Raw genomic sequence first — 15064 nt, forward strand, 5'->3', positions numbered from 1 at the left:
GCGCTCGGTCGAAGGGCGGACTCAGGGAGGTCGCGGGGAGGAGGACGGGGCGGGGAAAGGGCCGGGCGGGGCGGGGCGCCCGGGCCCGACGATTGACGGGCGGCGTCAATTGAGTGGCGGCCGGGGACCCCCGTTCGTAATGTTCGGACAGCTGTCGGGCCGCTTACACAGGCCCGCGCCCAATCCGTACGCGTACGTCCTCGGGGGGAAGTCCTATGTCTGTCGCCGGTCTCAGAAAGGCGGCACACGAGACGGTCGCCGGCCTCCCCAGGGAGTTCTGGTGGCTGTGGACCAGCACTCTGGTCAACCGTCTGGGGGCGTTCGTCGCCACGTTCATGGCGCTCTATCTGACCCTGGACCGGGGTTACTCGGCCTCGTACGCCGGTCTCGTCGCCGCCCTCCACGGGCTCGGCGGCGTCGTGTCGTCGCTGGGTGCCGGAGTGATGACGGACCGGCTGGGGCGCCGTCCGACCATGCTGATCGCGCAGCTCTCGACCGCCGTGTCCGTGGCCGTGCTCGGCTTCATGGTGCATCCGGTGGCGATCGCGGGCGTGGCCTTCGTGGTGGGGATGGCCAGCAACGCGTCCCGGCCGGCGGTGCAGGCGATGGTGGCCGACATCGTCCGGCCCGAGGACCGGGTGCGGGCCTTCTCGCTCAACTACTGGGCCATCAACCTGGGGTTCGCCCTCTCGTCGGCCGGGGCGGGATTCATCGCCGAGCACAGCTACCTGGCCGGCTTCATGGGCGAGGCCGCCCTGACCCTGCTCTGCGCCGTCGTCGTCTTCCTCAAGGTGCCGGAGTCCCGGCCGAAGGAGGAGACCCGGGCCGTCGGGGCCCCCGCGCCGGACGACGTGCGGCTCAGCACCGTCCTGCGCGACGGGCGCTACATGGGTGTCGTCGGACTGTCGTTCGTGGTCGCGCTGATCTTCCAGCAGGGGTATGTGGGCCTGCCGGTGGCCATGGGCACGGACGGCCTGTCCAGCTCCGACTTCGGCACGGCCATCGCGGTCAACGGTGTGCTGATCGTGGCCCTGCAGATCCCCGTCACCAGGTTCATCCAGCATCGCGACCCGCGCCGGCTGCTGATCCTCTCGTCCCTGCTCGCGGGCTACGGCTTCGGACTGACCGCCTTCGCGGGATCGGTCGGGGTGTACGCGCTGACGGTGTGTGTCTGGACCCTGGCCGAGATCGTCAACGCGCCGACGCAGACGGGCATCGTCGTGCAGTTGTCCCCGGCCCACGGCCGCGGCCGCTACCAGGGCGTGTACACGATGTCCTGGTCGGTGGCGGCGCTCGTCGCCCCGCTGATGTCCGGCTTCGTGATCGACCACTACGGCGCCGCGTGGCTGTGGGGTACCTGCGCGGTGCTGGGCACGGTGGCGGCGTTCGGGTACTGGCTGCTGATGCGCAACCTGAGCCTTCCGGACCCGGCCGTCACCGCGGCGGCCGCGTCCCCCGCGCCCGCCGAGGCCGCCGGGCGGGCCGAGGCCGAGCCGGCGCTCTGAGGCGCACGCGGCAGTGGCGCCCCGCGACGGACACGCGTCCGCTGCGGGGCGCCCCAGGTGCCGGGCCCTACTCAGCCCGGCGCGGGCTCAGCCACCGCACTGGCACGGCGCGCCGGACTGGCAGCCGCACCCGCAGCCCGAGCCGCAGCCGCAGGCTCCCAGCAGGGGCAGATGCACCACGTCGGTCGGGGTCTCCTGCTGGGGTTCGGTCACGGGGGAATCGGCCATGGTCCCTCCTCAGGGCATAGGACAGAGTCGCCCCCGTTGCATGCCCAGCCCCGAGGGCGCATCAACGGCGCACGAGCGTGGGAACAGAAGTACGGCCGCCGTGACCGCCGCGCCCCCCCTACGCCCCCTCCACCGGGGCCGCCGCCTGGATCTCGTCCGCGTGCTCACCCGTGACCAGGTAGACGACACGCTTGGCGACCGACACGGCGTGGTCGGCGAAGCGCTCGTAGTAGCGGCCGAGCAGCGTCACGTCGACGGCCGTCTCGATGCCGTGCTTCCAGCGGTCGTCCATCAGGTGCTGGAACAGCGTGCGGTGCAGCAGGTCCATCTCGTCGTCGTCCTGCTCCAGCTGGAGCGCGAGGTCGACGTCCTTCGTGATGATCACCTCGGCGGCCTTCGCCATGAGCCGCTGGGCGAGCTGCCCCATCTCCAGGATGGTGGCGTGCAGGTCGTGCGGCACCGCCGACTGGGGGAAGCGCAGCCGCGCCAGCTTGGCGACGTGCTGGGCGAGGTCGCCCGAGCGCTCCAGGTCGGCGCTCATCCGCAGCGAGGTGACCACGATCCGCAGATCGGTGGCGACCGGCTGCTGGCGGGCCAGCAGTGCGATGGCGCGGGCCTCCAGGTCGTGCTGCAGGTCGTCGACCTTCTGGTCCGCGGCGATCACGCTCTCGGCGAGCTTGAGATCGGCGTCGAGCATGGACGTCGTCGCCCGTCCGATCGCCGAGCCGACGAGCCGGGCCATCTCGACCAGGCCTTCGCCGATCGAATCGAGTTCCTCGTGATAAGCGTCGCGCATGGAAGTCCCTCTCCAGATCCTTGCTGAGGCCGGGGTCTTGGGGCCGACCCCCACGCTGCCACGGTGCGGGGCCAACGCGTCGGGTTCCGGCCGCCTAAGTGAACCGTCACTATCCCCTCAGTGAACTCTGGGCGACGAGTGTTCGAGATGGCACCCGGATGGCTGGGAGAGTGTCGGCGCACCCGCATAACCTTGAGGCATGGACGTGAACGCGGCAGTCGCCGCAGCTGCTGCGATCGCCGGGGTGTGTACCGGTGTGATCGCCATGCTGGCGTTCCGCTGGAGCGAACGCGAGCAGAGGCGACCCACGCGTACGTCCCTGCGCCCCGACGGCAACGCCGCGCTTCCCCCGGGGGTGGACACGGTCCTCTCCGTGCTCAGCTCGTCCGCCGTCGTGCTCGACGAGAGCGACAGCGTCGTCAAGGCCAGCTCGGCCGCGTATGCGCTGGGCCTGGTGAGGGGCGGGCGCCTGGCGGTCGATCCGATGCTGCACATGGCCAGGGACACCCGGCGGGACGGTGAGATACGGCAGGTGGAGCTGGACCTCCCGCGTCGCGGCACGGGCAGGGGCGAGGCGCTCGCGGTCTCGGCCAGGGTCGCGCCGCTGGGCTCACGCCTGGTGCTGCTGCTGGTCGAGGACCTCACGGAGGCCCGCCGCATAGAAGCGGTGCGACGCGACTTCGTCGCCAACGTCAGCCATGAGCTGAAGACCCCCACGGGAGCGCTGTCGCTGCTCTCCGAGGCCGTCATGGGCGCCTCCGACGACCCGGAGGCGGTGCAGCGGTTCGCCGGGCGCATGGAGATCGAGGCGACCCGGCTGACCAACCTCGTGCAGGAGCTCATCGACCTCTCCCGGGTGCAGAACGACGACCCGCTGGAGGACGCCGAGCCCGTACGGGTGGAGGAGCTCGTCGTCGAGGCCATCGACCGGTGCCGCCAGCAGGCCGGCACGAAGCAGATCACCATGGCCTCGGGCGGCACCGCGGACCTGTTCGTCTGGGGAAACCGGAGCCAGCTCGCGGCAGCCCTCGGCAATCTCGTGGAGAATGCCGTCAACTACAGCCCCGCCCGCACCCGCGTCGGTATCGCCGCACGGAAGATGGCCGTGCCCGGCGGGGATCTGATCGAGATAGCCGTGACCGACCAGGGCATCGGCATCTCCGAGAAGGACCGCGAGCGCGTCTTCGAGCGGTTCTACCGCGTCGACCCGGCCCGCTCACGGGCCACCGGTGGCACCGGTCTCGGCCTCGCCATCGTCAAGCACGTGGCCGCCTCGCACGGCGGGGAGGTCACCGTATGGAGCTCGGAGGGACAGGGCTCCACGTTCACCCTGCGACTGCCCGAGTCGGGCGTCGTACGGGGTCGTACCACCGGCGGACCCCTCGTCGTCAACGGTGCTGTTGACGACGACGGGCCGTACGAGACCGATTCCTATGAACCATTTCCTGCCCCGGAGGCTCTTCCGTGACCCGAGTGCTTGTCGTCGAGGATGAGGAATCCTTCAGCGACGCCCTGTCCTACATGCTCCGCAAGGAAGGTTTCGAGGTGGCCATCGCGGCCACCGGCCCGGACGGCCTCGACGAGTTCGAGCGCAACGGCGCCGACCTCGTGCTGCTCGACCTGATGCTGCCGGGCCTGCCCGGTACGGAGGTCTGCCGGCAGCTGCGTGTCCGGTCCAACGTCCCGGTGATCATGGTCACCGCCAAGGACAGCGAGATCGACAAGGTCGTGGGCCTGGAAATAGGGGCCGACGACTACGTGACCAAGCCCTTCTCCTCGCGGGAGCTGGTGGCCCGCATCCGCGCGGTCCTGCGCCGCCGTGGAGAGCCCGAGGAGGTCACTCCGGCGGCCCTGGAGGCCGGACCGGTCCGGATGGACGTGGACCGCCACGTCGTCACGGTCTCCGGCGGCAAGGTCGATCTCCCGCTGAAGGAGTTCGACCTGCTCGAGATGCTCCTGCGCAACGCGGGGCGCGTACTGACGCGCATGCAGCTGATCGACCGGGTCTGGGGTGCGGACTACGTGGGCGACACCAAGACCCTGGACGTCCACGTCAAGCGGCTCCGCGCCAAGATCGAGCCCGACCCCGGTGCGCCGCGTTACCTCGTGACGGTGCGGGGCCTGGGCTACAAGTTCGAGCCGTAAACCGAGCCGTAGAGCGAGGGCTGCGGGCTACGTGGGGGTGTCTCCGCCGGAGACACCCCCACGCGCGCGATCAGTGGGTGGCGGCTGCGTCGTCCGCCGGCGCGGCCGAGTCGGCCGGGGTGCCCGCGGGGCTCTCCGACTGTTCGTCCGGCGTCCCGGAAGCGGAGCCCGAGGGAGTGGCCGAGGGCTTCGCCGACGGCAGTGTGCTCGGGCCGAAGTCCTTGAAGAAGCCGGTGGCCGGGACGATCGCGGCGCCGAGCTCGATGTCGCCCGTCTCGCTGAACGCGAAGGCGACGGTCTGCACGTTGCCGCCGCGCCCCGCCTGGCGGCCGTTGTCGATCACGGCCGAGGCGTTGTTCTTCCCGCCGATGACGACCCGTCCGCCGGCCGGGACCACGAGCGGTCCCTTGCCCTCGGCGGCCTGCAGCTTCACCGTGGCGTCGGTGCCCGGCAGGGTGATCTTCTCCACGACCTCCTGCTTGGTGCCGTCGTTGAACAGGGTGGCGGCGATGACCGCCGGCCCCTCGGCGTCCGCCTCGGGCTGGGTGATGATGTTCAGGTTCTGGATCTTGATGGAGTCGACAGCGGTGGCTGCGTTGTCCGGCCTGACCTGAAGCGTCTGCGCGTCGTTGCCGGCACCGCACGCGGACAGCGCGCCGATCGAGAACACGAGGGCAGTGGCGGCGAAGGCGCCGTGTCGAAGGCTGCGGCTCACGGCGGCGGCAACTCCTTGAACGTTCGGACTGCGGACTTCGGACTCTGCGGACAGGAAGGCCCGAGCGGCCGTGAAGCCGCCCTAAGTGTGTGTCAGCGGGGCTCAGGTTACCGAGCCGCCGTCCCGGGCCCGCACCCGACCCGCCCCACGGACGACCCGGGCTGCGAACCGGCACCGCCGGCCGGGGGTGCGGACATCTTCCGGCCGGGGCGCGGCCATCCGCCCGGTCGTGATGATTCGCACCGTGTTCACAAAACGCGGGTGACCGGTCCGTTGAGCGGCTGATGATCGATTTCCGGGCGGTGGCGCATTTCCCGCGCATAATGCTCCCGGCTCCACGCCGTTGATCAATTTCAATGACCACCGACGCTAAGGGCCGTACGGGTGATCGAGGGCCGAACGGAGTACGGAAAGTTCACCATCGGGAACCCGGCAAAACGGGACGTTCGGCCCCTTCTGGAGGGCTTCCGGCGTCTGTGACGCCTGTGTTTCGGTGTGCCCGCACGCCCGCTCCGACCTGCGAATATCGCCTTCCGGAAGGCTCCCGCAGCACGTTCCTGTCGCAGTTGTCAAGCCCCGAGATGTGCCCTGACCTGCGAAAACGCCATTCAGGAGAAGCCGTTCTCGTGTTACTCTGGATAGCCACGGAAGGGGTACCTGTCACATGACGTTCAAGGTTGGCGACACCGTGGTCTATCCCCATCACGGGGCCGCGCTGATCGAGGCTATCGAAACTCGCCAGATCAAAGGCGTGGACAAGACCTACTTGGTGCTCAAGGTCGCCCAGGGCGACTTGACGGTTCGTGTACCGGCGGACAATGCGGAGTTCGTCGGTGTGCGTGACGTAGTCGGGCAGGAGGGGCTGGACCGGGTCTTCGAGGTGCTGCGCGCGCCGTACGCCGAAGAGCCGACGAACTGGTCCCGACGCTACAAGGCAAATCTCGAGAAGCTCGCCTCCGGCGATGTCATCAAGGTCGCCGAAGTGGTGCGTGACCTGTGGCGTCGCGAGCGCGAGCGTGGACTCTCCGCAGGTGAGAAGCGCATGCTCGCCAAGGCCCGCCAGATCCTGGTGAGCGAGCTCGCTCTCGCGGAGAACACGAACGAGGACAAGGCCGAGGCCCTGCTCGACGAGGTTCTCGCGTCCTGAACCGGACGACACCGGTGACCGGGCGACACCGGTGACCGGATGACGCCGGCGAACTGAATCCGGTGTTGCGTACATGTGCCGCGGTGCCCGCTGACCAGCCGTTTGTGCGGCGAGTCGTCGGGCGCTGCGGCATGTTCGGATCCGAAACGGGTCCGAAAGTGATCCGTCCGAAACTGATCCGTCCGGAAAGGGGAATCGTCCGGAAAGGGAATCCGTCCGGAAAGCCGACCGGAGTGTTCCCCGGTGTCGTCCCCTCAGCAACCTCTGCCGAGCCCCGCTGCGGCTTGGCCGACCAGGGGTCACGGAAGGGGTCCTGGTCAGGTCAAGGCGTAGAGCCCTGCTCTCCCCCAACCTACGGTCGGGGGCACGATCAGGCCATACCCATGTCGGTCGTGGAAACAAACCTGCCGAAGCTTCGGAGTGCAACCGATGTCACCGATGTCACCGACGCCTGATGGACCGAGCCTTTCCCGCACCGCAGCGGTGATCCCCGCAGCGGGCCGCGGCGTCCGGCTCGGCCCCGGTACCCCGAAGGCGCTGCGCGCCCTCGGGGGTACGCCCATGCTCATCCACGCCGTACGGGCCATGGCGGCGTCCCGCGCCGTCACGCTCGTCGTCGTGGTCGCGCCCCCGGACGGCGCGCCCGAGGTGAAGAACCTCATCGACGGTCACGCGCTGCCCGAGCGCACCGACTACGTCGTCGTCCCCGGCGGGGCGACCCGCCAGGAGTCCGTGAAGCTGGGCATCGACGCCCTGCCGGACGACGTCTCGATCGTCCTCGTCCACGACGCGGCCCGGCCCCTCGTGCCGGTCGACACCGTGGACGCCGTCATCGAAGCCGTACGGGCCGGGGCCCCCGCCGTCGTTCCCGCGCTTCCCCTCGCCGACACCGTCAAGGAGGTCGAGCCGGGTGAGCCGGGCGCCACGGAGCCGGTCCTCTCGACCCCCGTACGGGCGCGGCTGAGGGCCGTGCAGACGCCACAGGGCTTCGACCGGGACACGCTGGTCCGGGCGCACGAGAGCGTGGCCGTCGACGGCGAGGGCGCGACCGACGACGCGGGCATGGTCGAACGGCTGGGCTCGCCGGTCGTCGTCGTACCCGGGCACGAAGAAGCGTTCAAGGTGACCCGGCCCCTGGACCTGGTCCTGGCGGAGGCCGTTCTCGCACGCAGGAGGGCGAACGATGGATTCTGAAGCAGTGGAGCAGCGGCGCCCGGCTCCCGTGATCCCGCTCGTCGGCATCGGGACCGACATCCACGCCTTCGAGGAGGGCCGCGAGCTCTGGTGCGCCGGGCTGCTGTGGGAGGGCGAGGGCCCCGGCCTCGCCGGGCACTCGGACGCCGACGTCGTGGCGCACGCCGCCTGCAACGCCCTGTTCTCCGCCGCCGGACTCGGCGACCTGGGCCAGCACTTCGGCACAGGCCGCCCGGAGTGGTCGGGCGCGTCGGGCGTCACCCTGCTCGCCGAGGCGGCGCGGATCGTGCGTGCCGAAGGTTTCGGGATCGGTAACGTCGCCGTGCAGGTCGTCGGTCTCCGGCCGAAGATCGGCAAGCGGCGCGACGAGGCCCAGAAGGTGCTGTCCGACGCGGTCGGCGCCCCCGTCTCGCTGTCCGCCGCCACTTCCGACGGCCTCGGGTTCACCGGCCGGGGCGAGGGCATCGCGGGCATCGCGACCGCTCTGGTCTACCGCGCCGAAGGCTGACGCGGCAGCTGATCCGTCCTGGCGGCCGGCACCCGGACCGGCCGTCGGGAGCCCCCGGCACCTTATTGCACATCACTCGCACGTACGCTGGTGCGGCAAGTGATGTGCCGTACGGCCGAGAGCGAGGGTGAGCGTCAGTGGTGAGTGCGACCGCCGGGGCGACGAGGATGCCGGACGCGCCGACCGGTGCGGAGGGGTACGTCCTGCGGACCGCCACCCCACAGGACGTCGGCGGGGCCCGGGCCGTCATGCTGGACACCGTCTACCACGACCTGCGCTCCGGCTACGTGCCCCGCTGGCACGCCGACATCATCGATCTCGACACCTCCTACCTGCGCCCCGAACGGTGCACCCTCCTGGTCGTCGTGCGCGGCGACGAGGTCGTGGCGACGGGCGCCGTACGGGACCGGGGCCCGCAGGCGCCGCCCAATCCGCAGTGGGTCGCGGACCGCTTCCCCTCCGGGACGACCGCCCAGCTGTGCCGGATCTACGTACGCCCCGAGCACCGCAGGCACGGCCTGGCCCGCGCGATCGTGCGGGAGCTCGGGGACTTCGCCGCGCGGGCGGGTGGCTACACCTCGCTCTATCTGCACACCGATCCGGCCGTGCCGGGCGCCGAGCCGTTCTGGCGGTCGCTCGCCCATGAGGTCTGCGACGAACGCACACTGCCGGGCGGCGGTCAGAGCGTCATCCACTTCGAGCTGCCGATGCCCGCTCCCCGAGGCCTGAACGCCCCGAACATTTGATGATAATCGTTTCCATATAGGGTCTCCGTCATGCCTAAGTCCCGAAGCCGCCGCTTCCCGCTGCCGGTCATCGCCGCCACAGCGGCCCTGCTGATCCCGCTCGCCGCGTGTTCCTCGTCGAGCGGTTCCGAAGCGTCCGGCGACGCGCAGCGGCTCCGGGTCGTCCTGGCCTTCCCGCCCGCCCAGGCCATGTCCCCGTACGGGGACGACGCGGTCACCCTCAGCCGGCTCGCCGTCATCGAGGGCCTCACCACCCTGGACAGGAACGGTGCGGCCCAGCCCGCGCTCGCCGCGTCCTGGAAGCAGAACAACCCCACCACCTGGACGTTCACCCTCCGTGACGCCGTCTTCCAGGACGGTGCGAAGGTCGACGCCGAGGCGGTCGTCCGGTCCCTCACCGCCGCGGCCGAGGCGTCCCCGCTGCCCCGGGTGCTCTCCGACACCACCCTGAAGGCGACCGCTGTGAAGGGCGGGGGCGCGGACACCGTACGGATCGTCACCGAGGAGGCCGACCCGCTGCTTCCGCAACGGCTCGCCAACCCGTCCCTCACGATCCTTTCCGCAGACGCCTACGAGAACGGCAAGGCGAACCCCGCCGGACATGCCACCGGCCCGTTCACCCTGACCGACGTCAAGGGCGCGGTCGCCGCGACCCTGGAGCGCAACGCCGACTACTGGGGAGACAAGGCGAAGGCCCCGGGTGTCGACGTCACCTTCGCCGCGGACGGCACCGCCCGCGCCAACGCGCTGCGGACGAAGGCCGTCGACGTCGCCGAATACGTCCCGATCTCGCAGGCGTCACTGCTCGGCGACTCGTTCGTCCACGCGTTCCCGTCCGCCCGCACCAACGGCCTCTCGCTCAACACCGAGCACGGAGTCTTCGCCGACCCGGCCATGCGCGCCGCGGCCCGCGAGGCCATCGACTCCAAGGCCCTGGTCGACGGGGTGTACGAGGGCCGCGCCGACTCCGCGCAGGGACTCCTCGGCCCCGGCATCCCCTGGGCCGCCGACGCGCGTGCCACGCCCACCGGCCGGACCCCGGCGGCAAGCAGCGGGGAGGTGGCGAAGACGAAGGAGATCGTCCTCGCCACCTACACCAACCGGCCCGAGCTCCCCGAGGTCGCGACGCTCGTCCAGCAGCAGCTGGAGAAGCGCGGATTCACCGTCAAGCAGGTCGTCCGCGACTACGCGCAGATGGAGGCCGACGCGCTCGCCGGGAAGTACGACGCGTTCATCCAGGCGCGCAACACCCTGCTGGACACCGCCGACCCGCTCTCCTACCTCGCCTCCGACTTCACCTGCGACGGCAGCTTCAACATCTCCCAGCTGTGCGACAAGCGTGTCGACGCCGCGGTGAACAAGGCCGCCACGCTGACCGGCACCGACGCCCGCCACCGTGCCGAGATGACCGTCGAGGCCGCCGTCCTCGGCGCCGACGCCCTCGTGCCGCTCGTCCACGAGCGCTTCGTCCAGGGCTACGACGACGCGCGCGTCGAAGGCGTCGCCCTCGACCCGATGGAACGCACCCTCATCACCGCCGACACCCGCGTCGGGTGACCGCGTGACGTACCTGGCCGGGCGGCTCGGCGCGCTCCTGGCCGTCGTCGCCGCCATCGGGCTGCTGCCCTGGCTGACCCGCACGGACCCGGCGCTGACGATCCTGCACGCCCGCTACGCCGACCGTCCGCCCACACCGGCCGTGCTCGACGCGATCCGCGCCGAGACCGGCCTCGACGGCGGCCCGCTGCACGTCCTCGGCGGCTGGGCGTCCGGACTGCCGCACGGCGACCTGGGGGAGTCCTGGGTCTCCGGACAGCCGGTCGGCCCCGACGTGACCTCCGCGCTCGGGGTTTCCCTCACCCTCATGGGCGCCTCGCTCGCCGTCGCGGTCCTCCTGGCGCTCGCCCTCGTCGCCGGAACGCTCCGGAGGGGCGCCCGCCGCCGGCTCGTCACCACCCGGGCGGGCGTCGGCGCGGCCGTGCTCGCCGCGCTGCCGGAATTCCTCCTCGCCGCGGTCCTGGGCACCGTCCTCGCCGTACAGCTGGGCTGGTTCCCCGCCCTCGGCTGGGGCGGGGCCGACCAGCTGGTGCTGCCCGCCCTCGCCATGGGCGTCCCCGCCGGCGCTCTGCTCGGGCGGCTGCTGGACGACGCGCTGCCCGCCGCGTTCGCCGAACCCTGGGCGCGCGCCGCCACCGCCCACGGGATGCCCGCCCGCCGGATCGCGGCCCACGCCCTGCACCGTTCCCTGCCCGCACTGCTGCCCCAGCTCGGCCTCGTCGCCGTCGGTCTGACCGGCGGCGCGGTCGCCGTCGAGACCCTCTACGCCATACCCGGGCTCGGCGGCACCGCCCTGGCCGCCGCCCTGGCCCAGGACCTGCCCGTCCTCCAGGCCTGCGTGCTGCTCCTGCTCCTCCTGGGCGTCGCCGCCGGACTCGCGGCCCGGCTCGGCTCCAGGGCCCTGCTCGGCCCCGCCCGGACCGAAGGCGCCCTGCCGCCGCTCGTCGCCCCGGCCCTCCCCACCCGCCGCGCCGTGACCCCCGGGGCAGCGGTCCTGGGCGCGCTCCTCGTCGCCGTCGCCCTCACCGGCCTGCTGCGCGACCCCCTGTACGCCGACGCCGCCGCCCGCCTCGCGTCACCCTCTGCGGCCCATCCGCTGGGCACCGACTCCCTGGGGCGCGACGTTCTCGCCCGCCTCGGCCACGGGGCGGCCACGACCGTGCTCACCGCCGTTGCCGTCGGCGCCGTCACCCTGCTCCTGGGACTGCTCGCCGGGGCAGCCCGCGCCGGTGCCCTCACCGAGACGGCCAACGCCCTGCCCGCGATCCTGGCCGGCCTCGTCGTCGCGGGGATCGCGGGCCCCGGCGCCCGGGGCGCGGCCGTCGCCGTCGCCGTCGTCGCCTGGGCCCCGCTCGCCGCCCACACCTCCGCGCTGTTCGCCCAGGAACGCGCCGCCCCGCACATCACCGTGGCCCGCGCCCTCGGCGCCGGACCTGGGCACCGGCTGCGCCGCCACATCCTGCCGGGCGTCCTGCCTCCGGTCGTACGCCACGCGGTCCTGCGCATCCCGGCCATCGCGCTGGCGCTCGCCTCCCTCGGTTTCCTCGGCCTCGGGACCCCGGCCCCGGCACCCGAGTGGGGCCGCATGCTCTCGGAGAACATGCCCTACGCCGAACGCGCCCCCTGGGCCGTCCTCGCCCCCGCCGCCGCCCTCGCCGCCCTCGGCGCGCTCGCGGTGCTGACCTCGGCGGCCGTACGCGGCAGGAGCCGAGGGTGACGGCGTACCCGGAGAGCGGCCGGGCGGGCAGCGGGGCTTCCGGGCTCAAGCCCTACCTCCGGCTCCTGACCACCACCCAGTTCGCCTTCAACACCGGCTTCTACGCGGTCCTGCCCTACCTCGCCGCCCACCTCGGCGACGGGCTCGGCATGGCGGGGTGGCTCGTCGGACTCGTGCTCGGCCTGCGCACCTTCAGTCAGCAGGGTCTCTTCGTCGTCGGCGGCGCCCTCACCGACCGCTACGGCCCCCGGCCGGTCGTCCTCAGCGGCTGCGTCCTGCGCATAGCCGGATTCTGCTGGCTCGCCCAAGCGGGCTCCACCCCCACCGTCATCGGCGCCGTCCTCCTCATCGGCTTCGCCGCCGCCCTCTTCTCACCCGCCGTCGAATCCGAGACCGCCAGGGCCGCCGTCGCCTACGAGGCCAAGACCGGGAAGCCGCGCGCCCAGGTGCTGGCCGTGTTCTCCGCCGCCGGCCAGGCCGGAGCGTTCCTCGGCCCCCTGCTCGGCAGCCTGCTGCTGCTCCTGGGCGGCGGATTCCGGACGGCGTGCCTCGCCGGCGCCGTGGTCTTCGTCGGCGTACTCGCCGGGCACGCCCGCCTCATGCCCCGCCGCCCGCCCCGCGTCCGGACCACCCGGGCGGGCGCCGTCCTTCCCCGCGAGGTCTTCGCCAACCGGCCCTTCCTCGTGCTCTGCCTCGTGTACAGCACCTATCTCGTCTCCTACAACCAGCTCTACCTCGCCCTGCCGGTCGAGGTGGAGCGGGCCACTGGCTCCCAGAGCGCGCTCGGCGGACTCTTCGCGCTCTCCTCCCTGCTCGTCGTCGCCGCCCAACTGCCGCTGACCCGCTGGTCCGCCCGCCGTATCGCGCCCCGGACCGCCCTCGTCGTGGGGCTCGCCGTCGTCGCCGCCGGATTCGCCGCTGTGCCCCTCGCACCGGACGGACCGGCCGGGCTGCTCCCCGGGGCCGTGCTCGTCGTCCTGCTCACGCTCGGCCAGATGCTGCTGGTCCCGGCCGCCAGGGGACTCGTACCCGACCTGGTCGACGACCACCGGCTCGGGCTCGCCACCGGCGCCCTGTCCTCCGTGTCGGGCCTCGCCGTCCTCGTGGGCAGCGCCGCCACCGGAACGCTCCTCGACACCCCCGGCCCCGTCCTGTGGACGGTGCTCGCCGCAGTCCCCCTGGCCGGTGCCGCACTCGCCCTGACCCTGTCCGCCGGACGGCGCGCGCCGAAGCCCGGTTCCACCGTTACCGACGAGTTGTGACACGTTTTCCACAGGTGCGCTGTGCACTGGTGCGGGCCCACTACCCTTGAGGGGTGACTATTCGCCTGTACGACACCGACGCCCGGCAGATCCGTGATTTCGTCCCGCTCACAGCGGGCTGTGTCTCGATCTACCTCTGTGGCGCGACTGTCCAGGCTTCCCCGCACATCGGGCACATCAGGTCCGGGCTGAACTTCGACATCATGCGCCGCTGGTTCGACCACCGCGGGTACGACGTGACGTTCGTCCGGAACGTCACCGACATCGACGACAAGATCATCAAGAAGTCGGCCGAGCAGGGCCGCCCCTGGTGGTCCATCGGCTACGAGAACGAGCGCGCCTTCAACGCGGGCTACGACGTCCTGGGCTGCCTCCCGCCGACGTACGAACCGCGCGCCACCGGCCACATCACCGAGATGGTCGAGATGATGCGCGGTCTCATCGAGCGCGGCCACGCCTACGAGGCCGACGGCAACGTCTACTTCGACGTCCGCTCGTACGAGGGGTACCTGGAGCTCTCGAACCAGGACCTCGACGACCTGCGCCAGCCCTCCGGCGACGGCGAGACCGGCAAGCGTGACCAGCGCGACTTCGCCATGTGGAAGGCCGCGAAGCCCGGCGAGCCCAGCTGGGAGACCCCGTGGGGCCGCGGCCGTCCCGGCTGGCACCTGGAGTGCTCCGCGATGGCGCACAAGTACCTCGGCTCCGCCTTCGACATCCACGGCGGCGGGCTCGACCTGATCTTCCCGCACCACGAGAACGAGATCGCCCAGGCCAAGGCCTTCGGCGACGACTTCGCGAAGTACTGGGTGCACAACGGCTGGGTCACCATGTCCGGCGAGAAGATGTCGAAGTCCCTCGGCAACTCCGTGCTGGTCAGCGAGATGGTCAAGGCCTGGCGCCCGATCGTCCTGCGCTACTACCTCGGCACCCCGCACTACCGGTCCATGATCGAGTACAGCGAGGAGGCGCTGCGCGAGGCCGAGTCCGCCTTCGCGCGGATCGAGGGCTTCGTCCAGCGCGTGGTGGAGAAGGCCGGGGGACCGGTCGAGCCCGCCGCCGAGGTGCCGCCCGCCTTCGCCGAGGCCATGGACGACGACCTCGGCGTCCCGCAGGCGCTCGCGATCGTCCACACCACCGTCCGGCAGGGCAATTCCGCCCTCGCCGCCGACGACAAGGAAGCCGCCGTCGCCCGCCTCGCCGAGGTGCGCGCGATGCTCGGCGTCCTCGGTCTGGACCCGCTCGACCCCCACTGGGCGGGCGAGAGCGACCGCGGCGAGGATCTGCACGGCGTGGTCGACACCCTCGTACGGCTCGTCCTCGACCAGCGCCAGTCCGCCCGCGAGCGCAAGGACTGGCCCGCAGCCGACGCGATCCGCGACCAGCTCAACCAGTCCGGCCTCGTCATCGAGGACAGCCCCAGCGGACCCCGGTGGACCCTCGGACCGCGCTGAGCGGACCTACGCACCATGCGTGAGCAGCGCAAATGTGCCGCCCGGCCATCCGGGCGGCACACTTTCACTTGACGACGTTTTTCTGAAGCA

The 15064-nt window shown here is 71.6% G+C and carries 14 protein-coding genes; 11 read left to right on the plus strand and 3 right to left on the minus strand.

Features of this window, described 5'->3' with window-relative positions; genetic code table 11:
* Positions 1-215: 215 nt before the first annotated feature.
* Positions 216-1505 (plus strand): MDR family MFS transporter, encoded by a 1290-nt coding sequence (locus tag ACFYQ5_RS17670; RefSeq protein ID WP_389198354.1) that lies wholly within the window; start codon positions 216-218, stop codon positions 1503-1505.
* 87 nt (positions 1506-1592) lie between these two features.
* Here ACFYQ5_RS17670 and ACFYQ5_RS17675 read toward each other — a convergent pair whose 3' ends face one another.
* Both ACFYQ5_RS17675 and phoU read right to left on the minus strand, forming a co-directional pair.
* A complete protein-coding gene (locus ACFYQ5_RS17675; protein WP_389198356.1) occupies positions 1593-1733 on the minus strand; it encodes a hypothetical protein in 141 nt (46 codons plus the stop codon).
* Between the two features lie 118 nt (positions 1734-1851).
* Positions 1852-2529 carry a phosphate signaling complex protein PhoU gene (gene phoU, locus ACFYQ5_RS17680; RefSeq protein ID WP_033248220.1) on the minus strand — a complete coding sequence of 226 codons (678 nt, stop codon included), beginning with the start codon at positions 2527-2529 and terminating at the stop codon, positions 1852-1854.
* Between the two features lie 199 nt (positions 2530-2728).
* On the opposite strand from phoU, the gene ACFYQ5_RS17685 reads away from it, so the two are divergent.
* Both ACFYQ5_RS17685 and ACFYQ5_RS17690 read left to right on the plus strand, forming a co-directional pair.
* The gene (locus ACFYQ5_RS17685; RefSeq protein WP_389198358.1) at positions 2729-3997 is read left to right on the plus strand and encodes a sensor histidine kinase; all 1269 of its coding nucleotides are present in this window, start codon (positions 2729-2731) and stop codon (positions 3995-3997) included.
* Positions 3994-4674 carry a response regulator transcription factor gene (locus ACFYQ5_RS17690; protein ID WP_014047499.1) on the plus strand — a complete coding sequence of 227 codons (681 nt, stop codon included), beginning with the start codon at positions 3994-3996 and terminating at the stop codon, positions 4672-4674. The genes ACFYQ5_RS17685 and ACFYQ5_RS17690 overlap by 4 nt, the downstream gene beginning before the upstream one ends.
* Positions 4675-4744: 70 nt before the next feature.
* Here the strand turns inward: ACFYQ5_RS17690 and ACFYQ5_RS17695 are convergent, their stop codons facing one another.
* Positions 4745-5389: a DUF461 domain-containing protein gene (locus ACFYQ5_RS17695; RefSeq protein ID WP_389198360.1), complete on the minus strand. Its 645-nt coding sequence runs from the start codon at positions 5387-5389 to the stop codon at positions 4745-4747.
* A gap of 664 nt (positions 5390-6053) precedes the next feature.
* Here ACFYQ5_RS17695 and ACFYQ5_RS17700 point away from each other — a divergent pair.
* The 8 genes from ACFYQ5_RS17700 (at position 6054) to cysS (ending at position 14974) form a co-directional block, all read left to right on the plus strand.
* A complete protein-coding gene (locus ACFYQ5_RS17700; RefSeq protein ID WP_006380568.1) occupies positions 6054-6536 on the plus strand; it encodes a CarD family transcriptional regulator in 483 nt (160 codons plus the stop codon).
* Between the two features lie 429 nt (positions 6537-6965).
* The gene (gene ispD, locus ACFYQ5_RS17705; RefSeq protein ID WP_389198362.1) at positions 6966-7730 is read left to right on the plus strand and encodes a 2-C-methyl-D-erythritol 4-phosphate cytidylyltransferase; all 765 of its coding nucleotides are present in this window, start codon (positions 6966-6968) and stop codon (positions 7728-7730) included.
* Positions 7720-8238 carry a 2-C-methyl-D-erythritol 2,4-cyclodiphosphate synthase gene (gene ispF / locus ACFYQ5_RS17710; RefSeq protein ID WP_389198364.1) on the plus strand — a complete coding sequence of 173 codons (519 nt, stop codon included), beginning with the start codon at positions 7720-7722 and terminating at the stop codon, positions 8236-8238. The genes ispD and ispF overlap by 11 nt, the downstream gene beginning before the upstream one ends.
* A 167-nt stretch (positions 8239-8405) precedes the next feature.
* On the plus strand, positions 8406-8984 hold the full coding sequence (locus tag ACFYQ5_RS17715; protein ID WP_389198733.1) for a GNAT family N-acetyltransferase: 579 nt from the start codon (positions 8406-8408) through the stop codon (positions 8982-8984).
* A gap of 30 nt (positions 8985-9014) precedes the next feature.
* Entirely contained in the window at positions 9015-10541 is a 1527-nt protein-coding gene (locus tag ACFYQ5_RS17720) for an ABC transporter substrate-binding protein (protein ID WP_389198366.1), read from the plus strand.
* A 4-nt stretch (positions 10542-10545) separates the two neighbouring features.
* A complete protein-coding gene (locus ACFYQ5_RS17725; RefSeq protein WP_389198368.1) occupies positions 10546-12258 on the plus strand; it encodes an ABC transporter permease subunit in 1713 nt (570 codons plus the stop codon).
* Positions 12255-13520 (plus strand): MFS transporter, encoded by a 1266-nt coding sequence (locus ACFYQ5_RS17730; protein WP_389198370.1) that lies wholly within the window; start codon positions 12255-12257, stop codon positions 13518-13520. The genes ACFYQ5_RS17725 and ACFYQ5_RS17730 overlap by 4 nt, the downstream gene beginning before the upstream one ends.
* A gap of 53 nt (positions 13521-13573) precedes the next feature.
* Complete coding sequence (gene cysS, locus ACFYQ5_RS17735; RefSeq protein WP_389198372.1) at positions 13574-14974, plus strand: cysteine--tRNA ligase; 1401 nt, start codon at positions 13574-13576, stop codon at positions 14972-14974.
* Positions 14975-15064 lie beyond the last annotated feature (90 nt).

The sequence above is a fragment of the Streptomyces sp. NPDC005794 genome (assembly GCF_042871445.1).
In the GTDB taxonomy this organism is placed as follows: Bacteria; Actinomycetota; Actinomycetes; order Streptomycetales; family Streptomycetaceae; genus Streptomyces.

What these genes read in the sequence shown, in the direction of transcription:
- ACFYQ5_RS17675 (WP_389198356.1), bottom strand. Translation starts at nt 1,733, where the DNA reads ATGGCCGATTCCCCCGTGACCGAACCCCAGCAGGAGACCCCGACCGAC.
- ACFYQ5_RS17685 (WP_389198358.1), top strand. Translation starts at nt 2,729, where the DNA reads ATGGACGTGAACGCGGCAGTCGCCGCAGCTGCTGCGATCGCCGGGGTG.
- ACFYQ5_RS17715 (WP_389198733.1), top strand. Translation starts at nt 8,406, where the DNA reads ATGCCGGACGCGCCGACCGGTGCGGAGGGGTACGTCCTGCGGACCGCC.
- ACFYQ5_RS17720 (WP_389198366.1), top strand. Translation starts at nt 9,015, where the DNA reads ATGCCTAAGTCCCGAAGCCGCCGCTTCCCGCTGCCGGTCATCGCCGCC.
- ACFYQ5_RS17700 (WP_006380568.1), top strand. Translation starts at nt 6,054, where the DNA reads ATGACGTTCAAGGTTGGCGACACCGTGGTCTATCCCCATCACGGGGCC.
- ACFYQ5_RS17670 (WP_389198354.1), top strand. Translation starts at nt 216, where the DNA reads ATGTCTGTCGCCGGTCTCAGAAAGGCGGCACACGAGACGGTCGCCGGC.
- ispF (WP_389198364.1), top strand. Translation starts at nt 7,720, where the DNA reads ATGGATTCTGAAGCAGTGGAGCAGCGGCGCCCGGCTCCCGTGATCCCG.
- phoU (WP_033248220.1), bottom strand. Translation starts at nt 2,529, where the DNA reads ATGCGCGACGCTTATCACGAGGAACTCGATTCGATCGGCGAAGGCCTG.
- ispD (WP_389198362.1), top strand. Translation starts at nt 6,966, where the DNA reads ATGTCACCGATGTCACCGACGCCTGATGGACCGAGCCTTTCCCGCACC.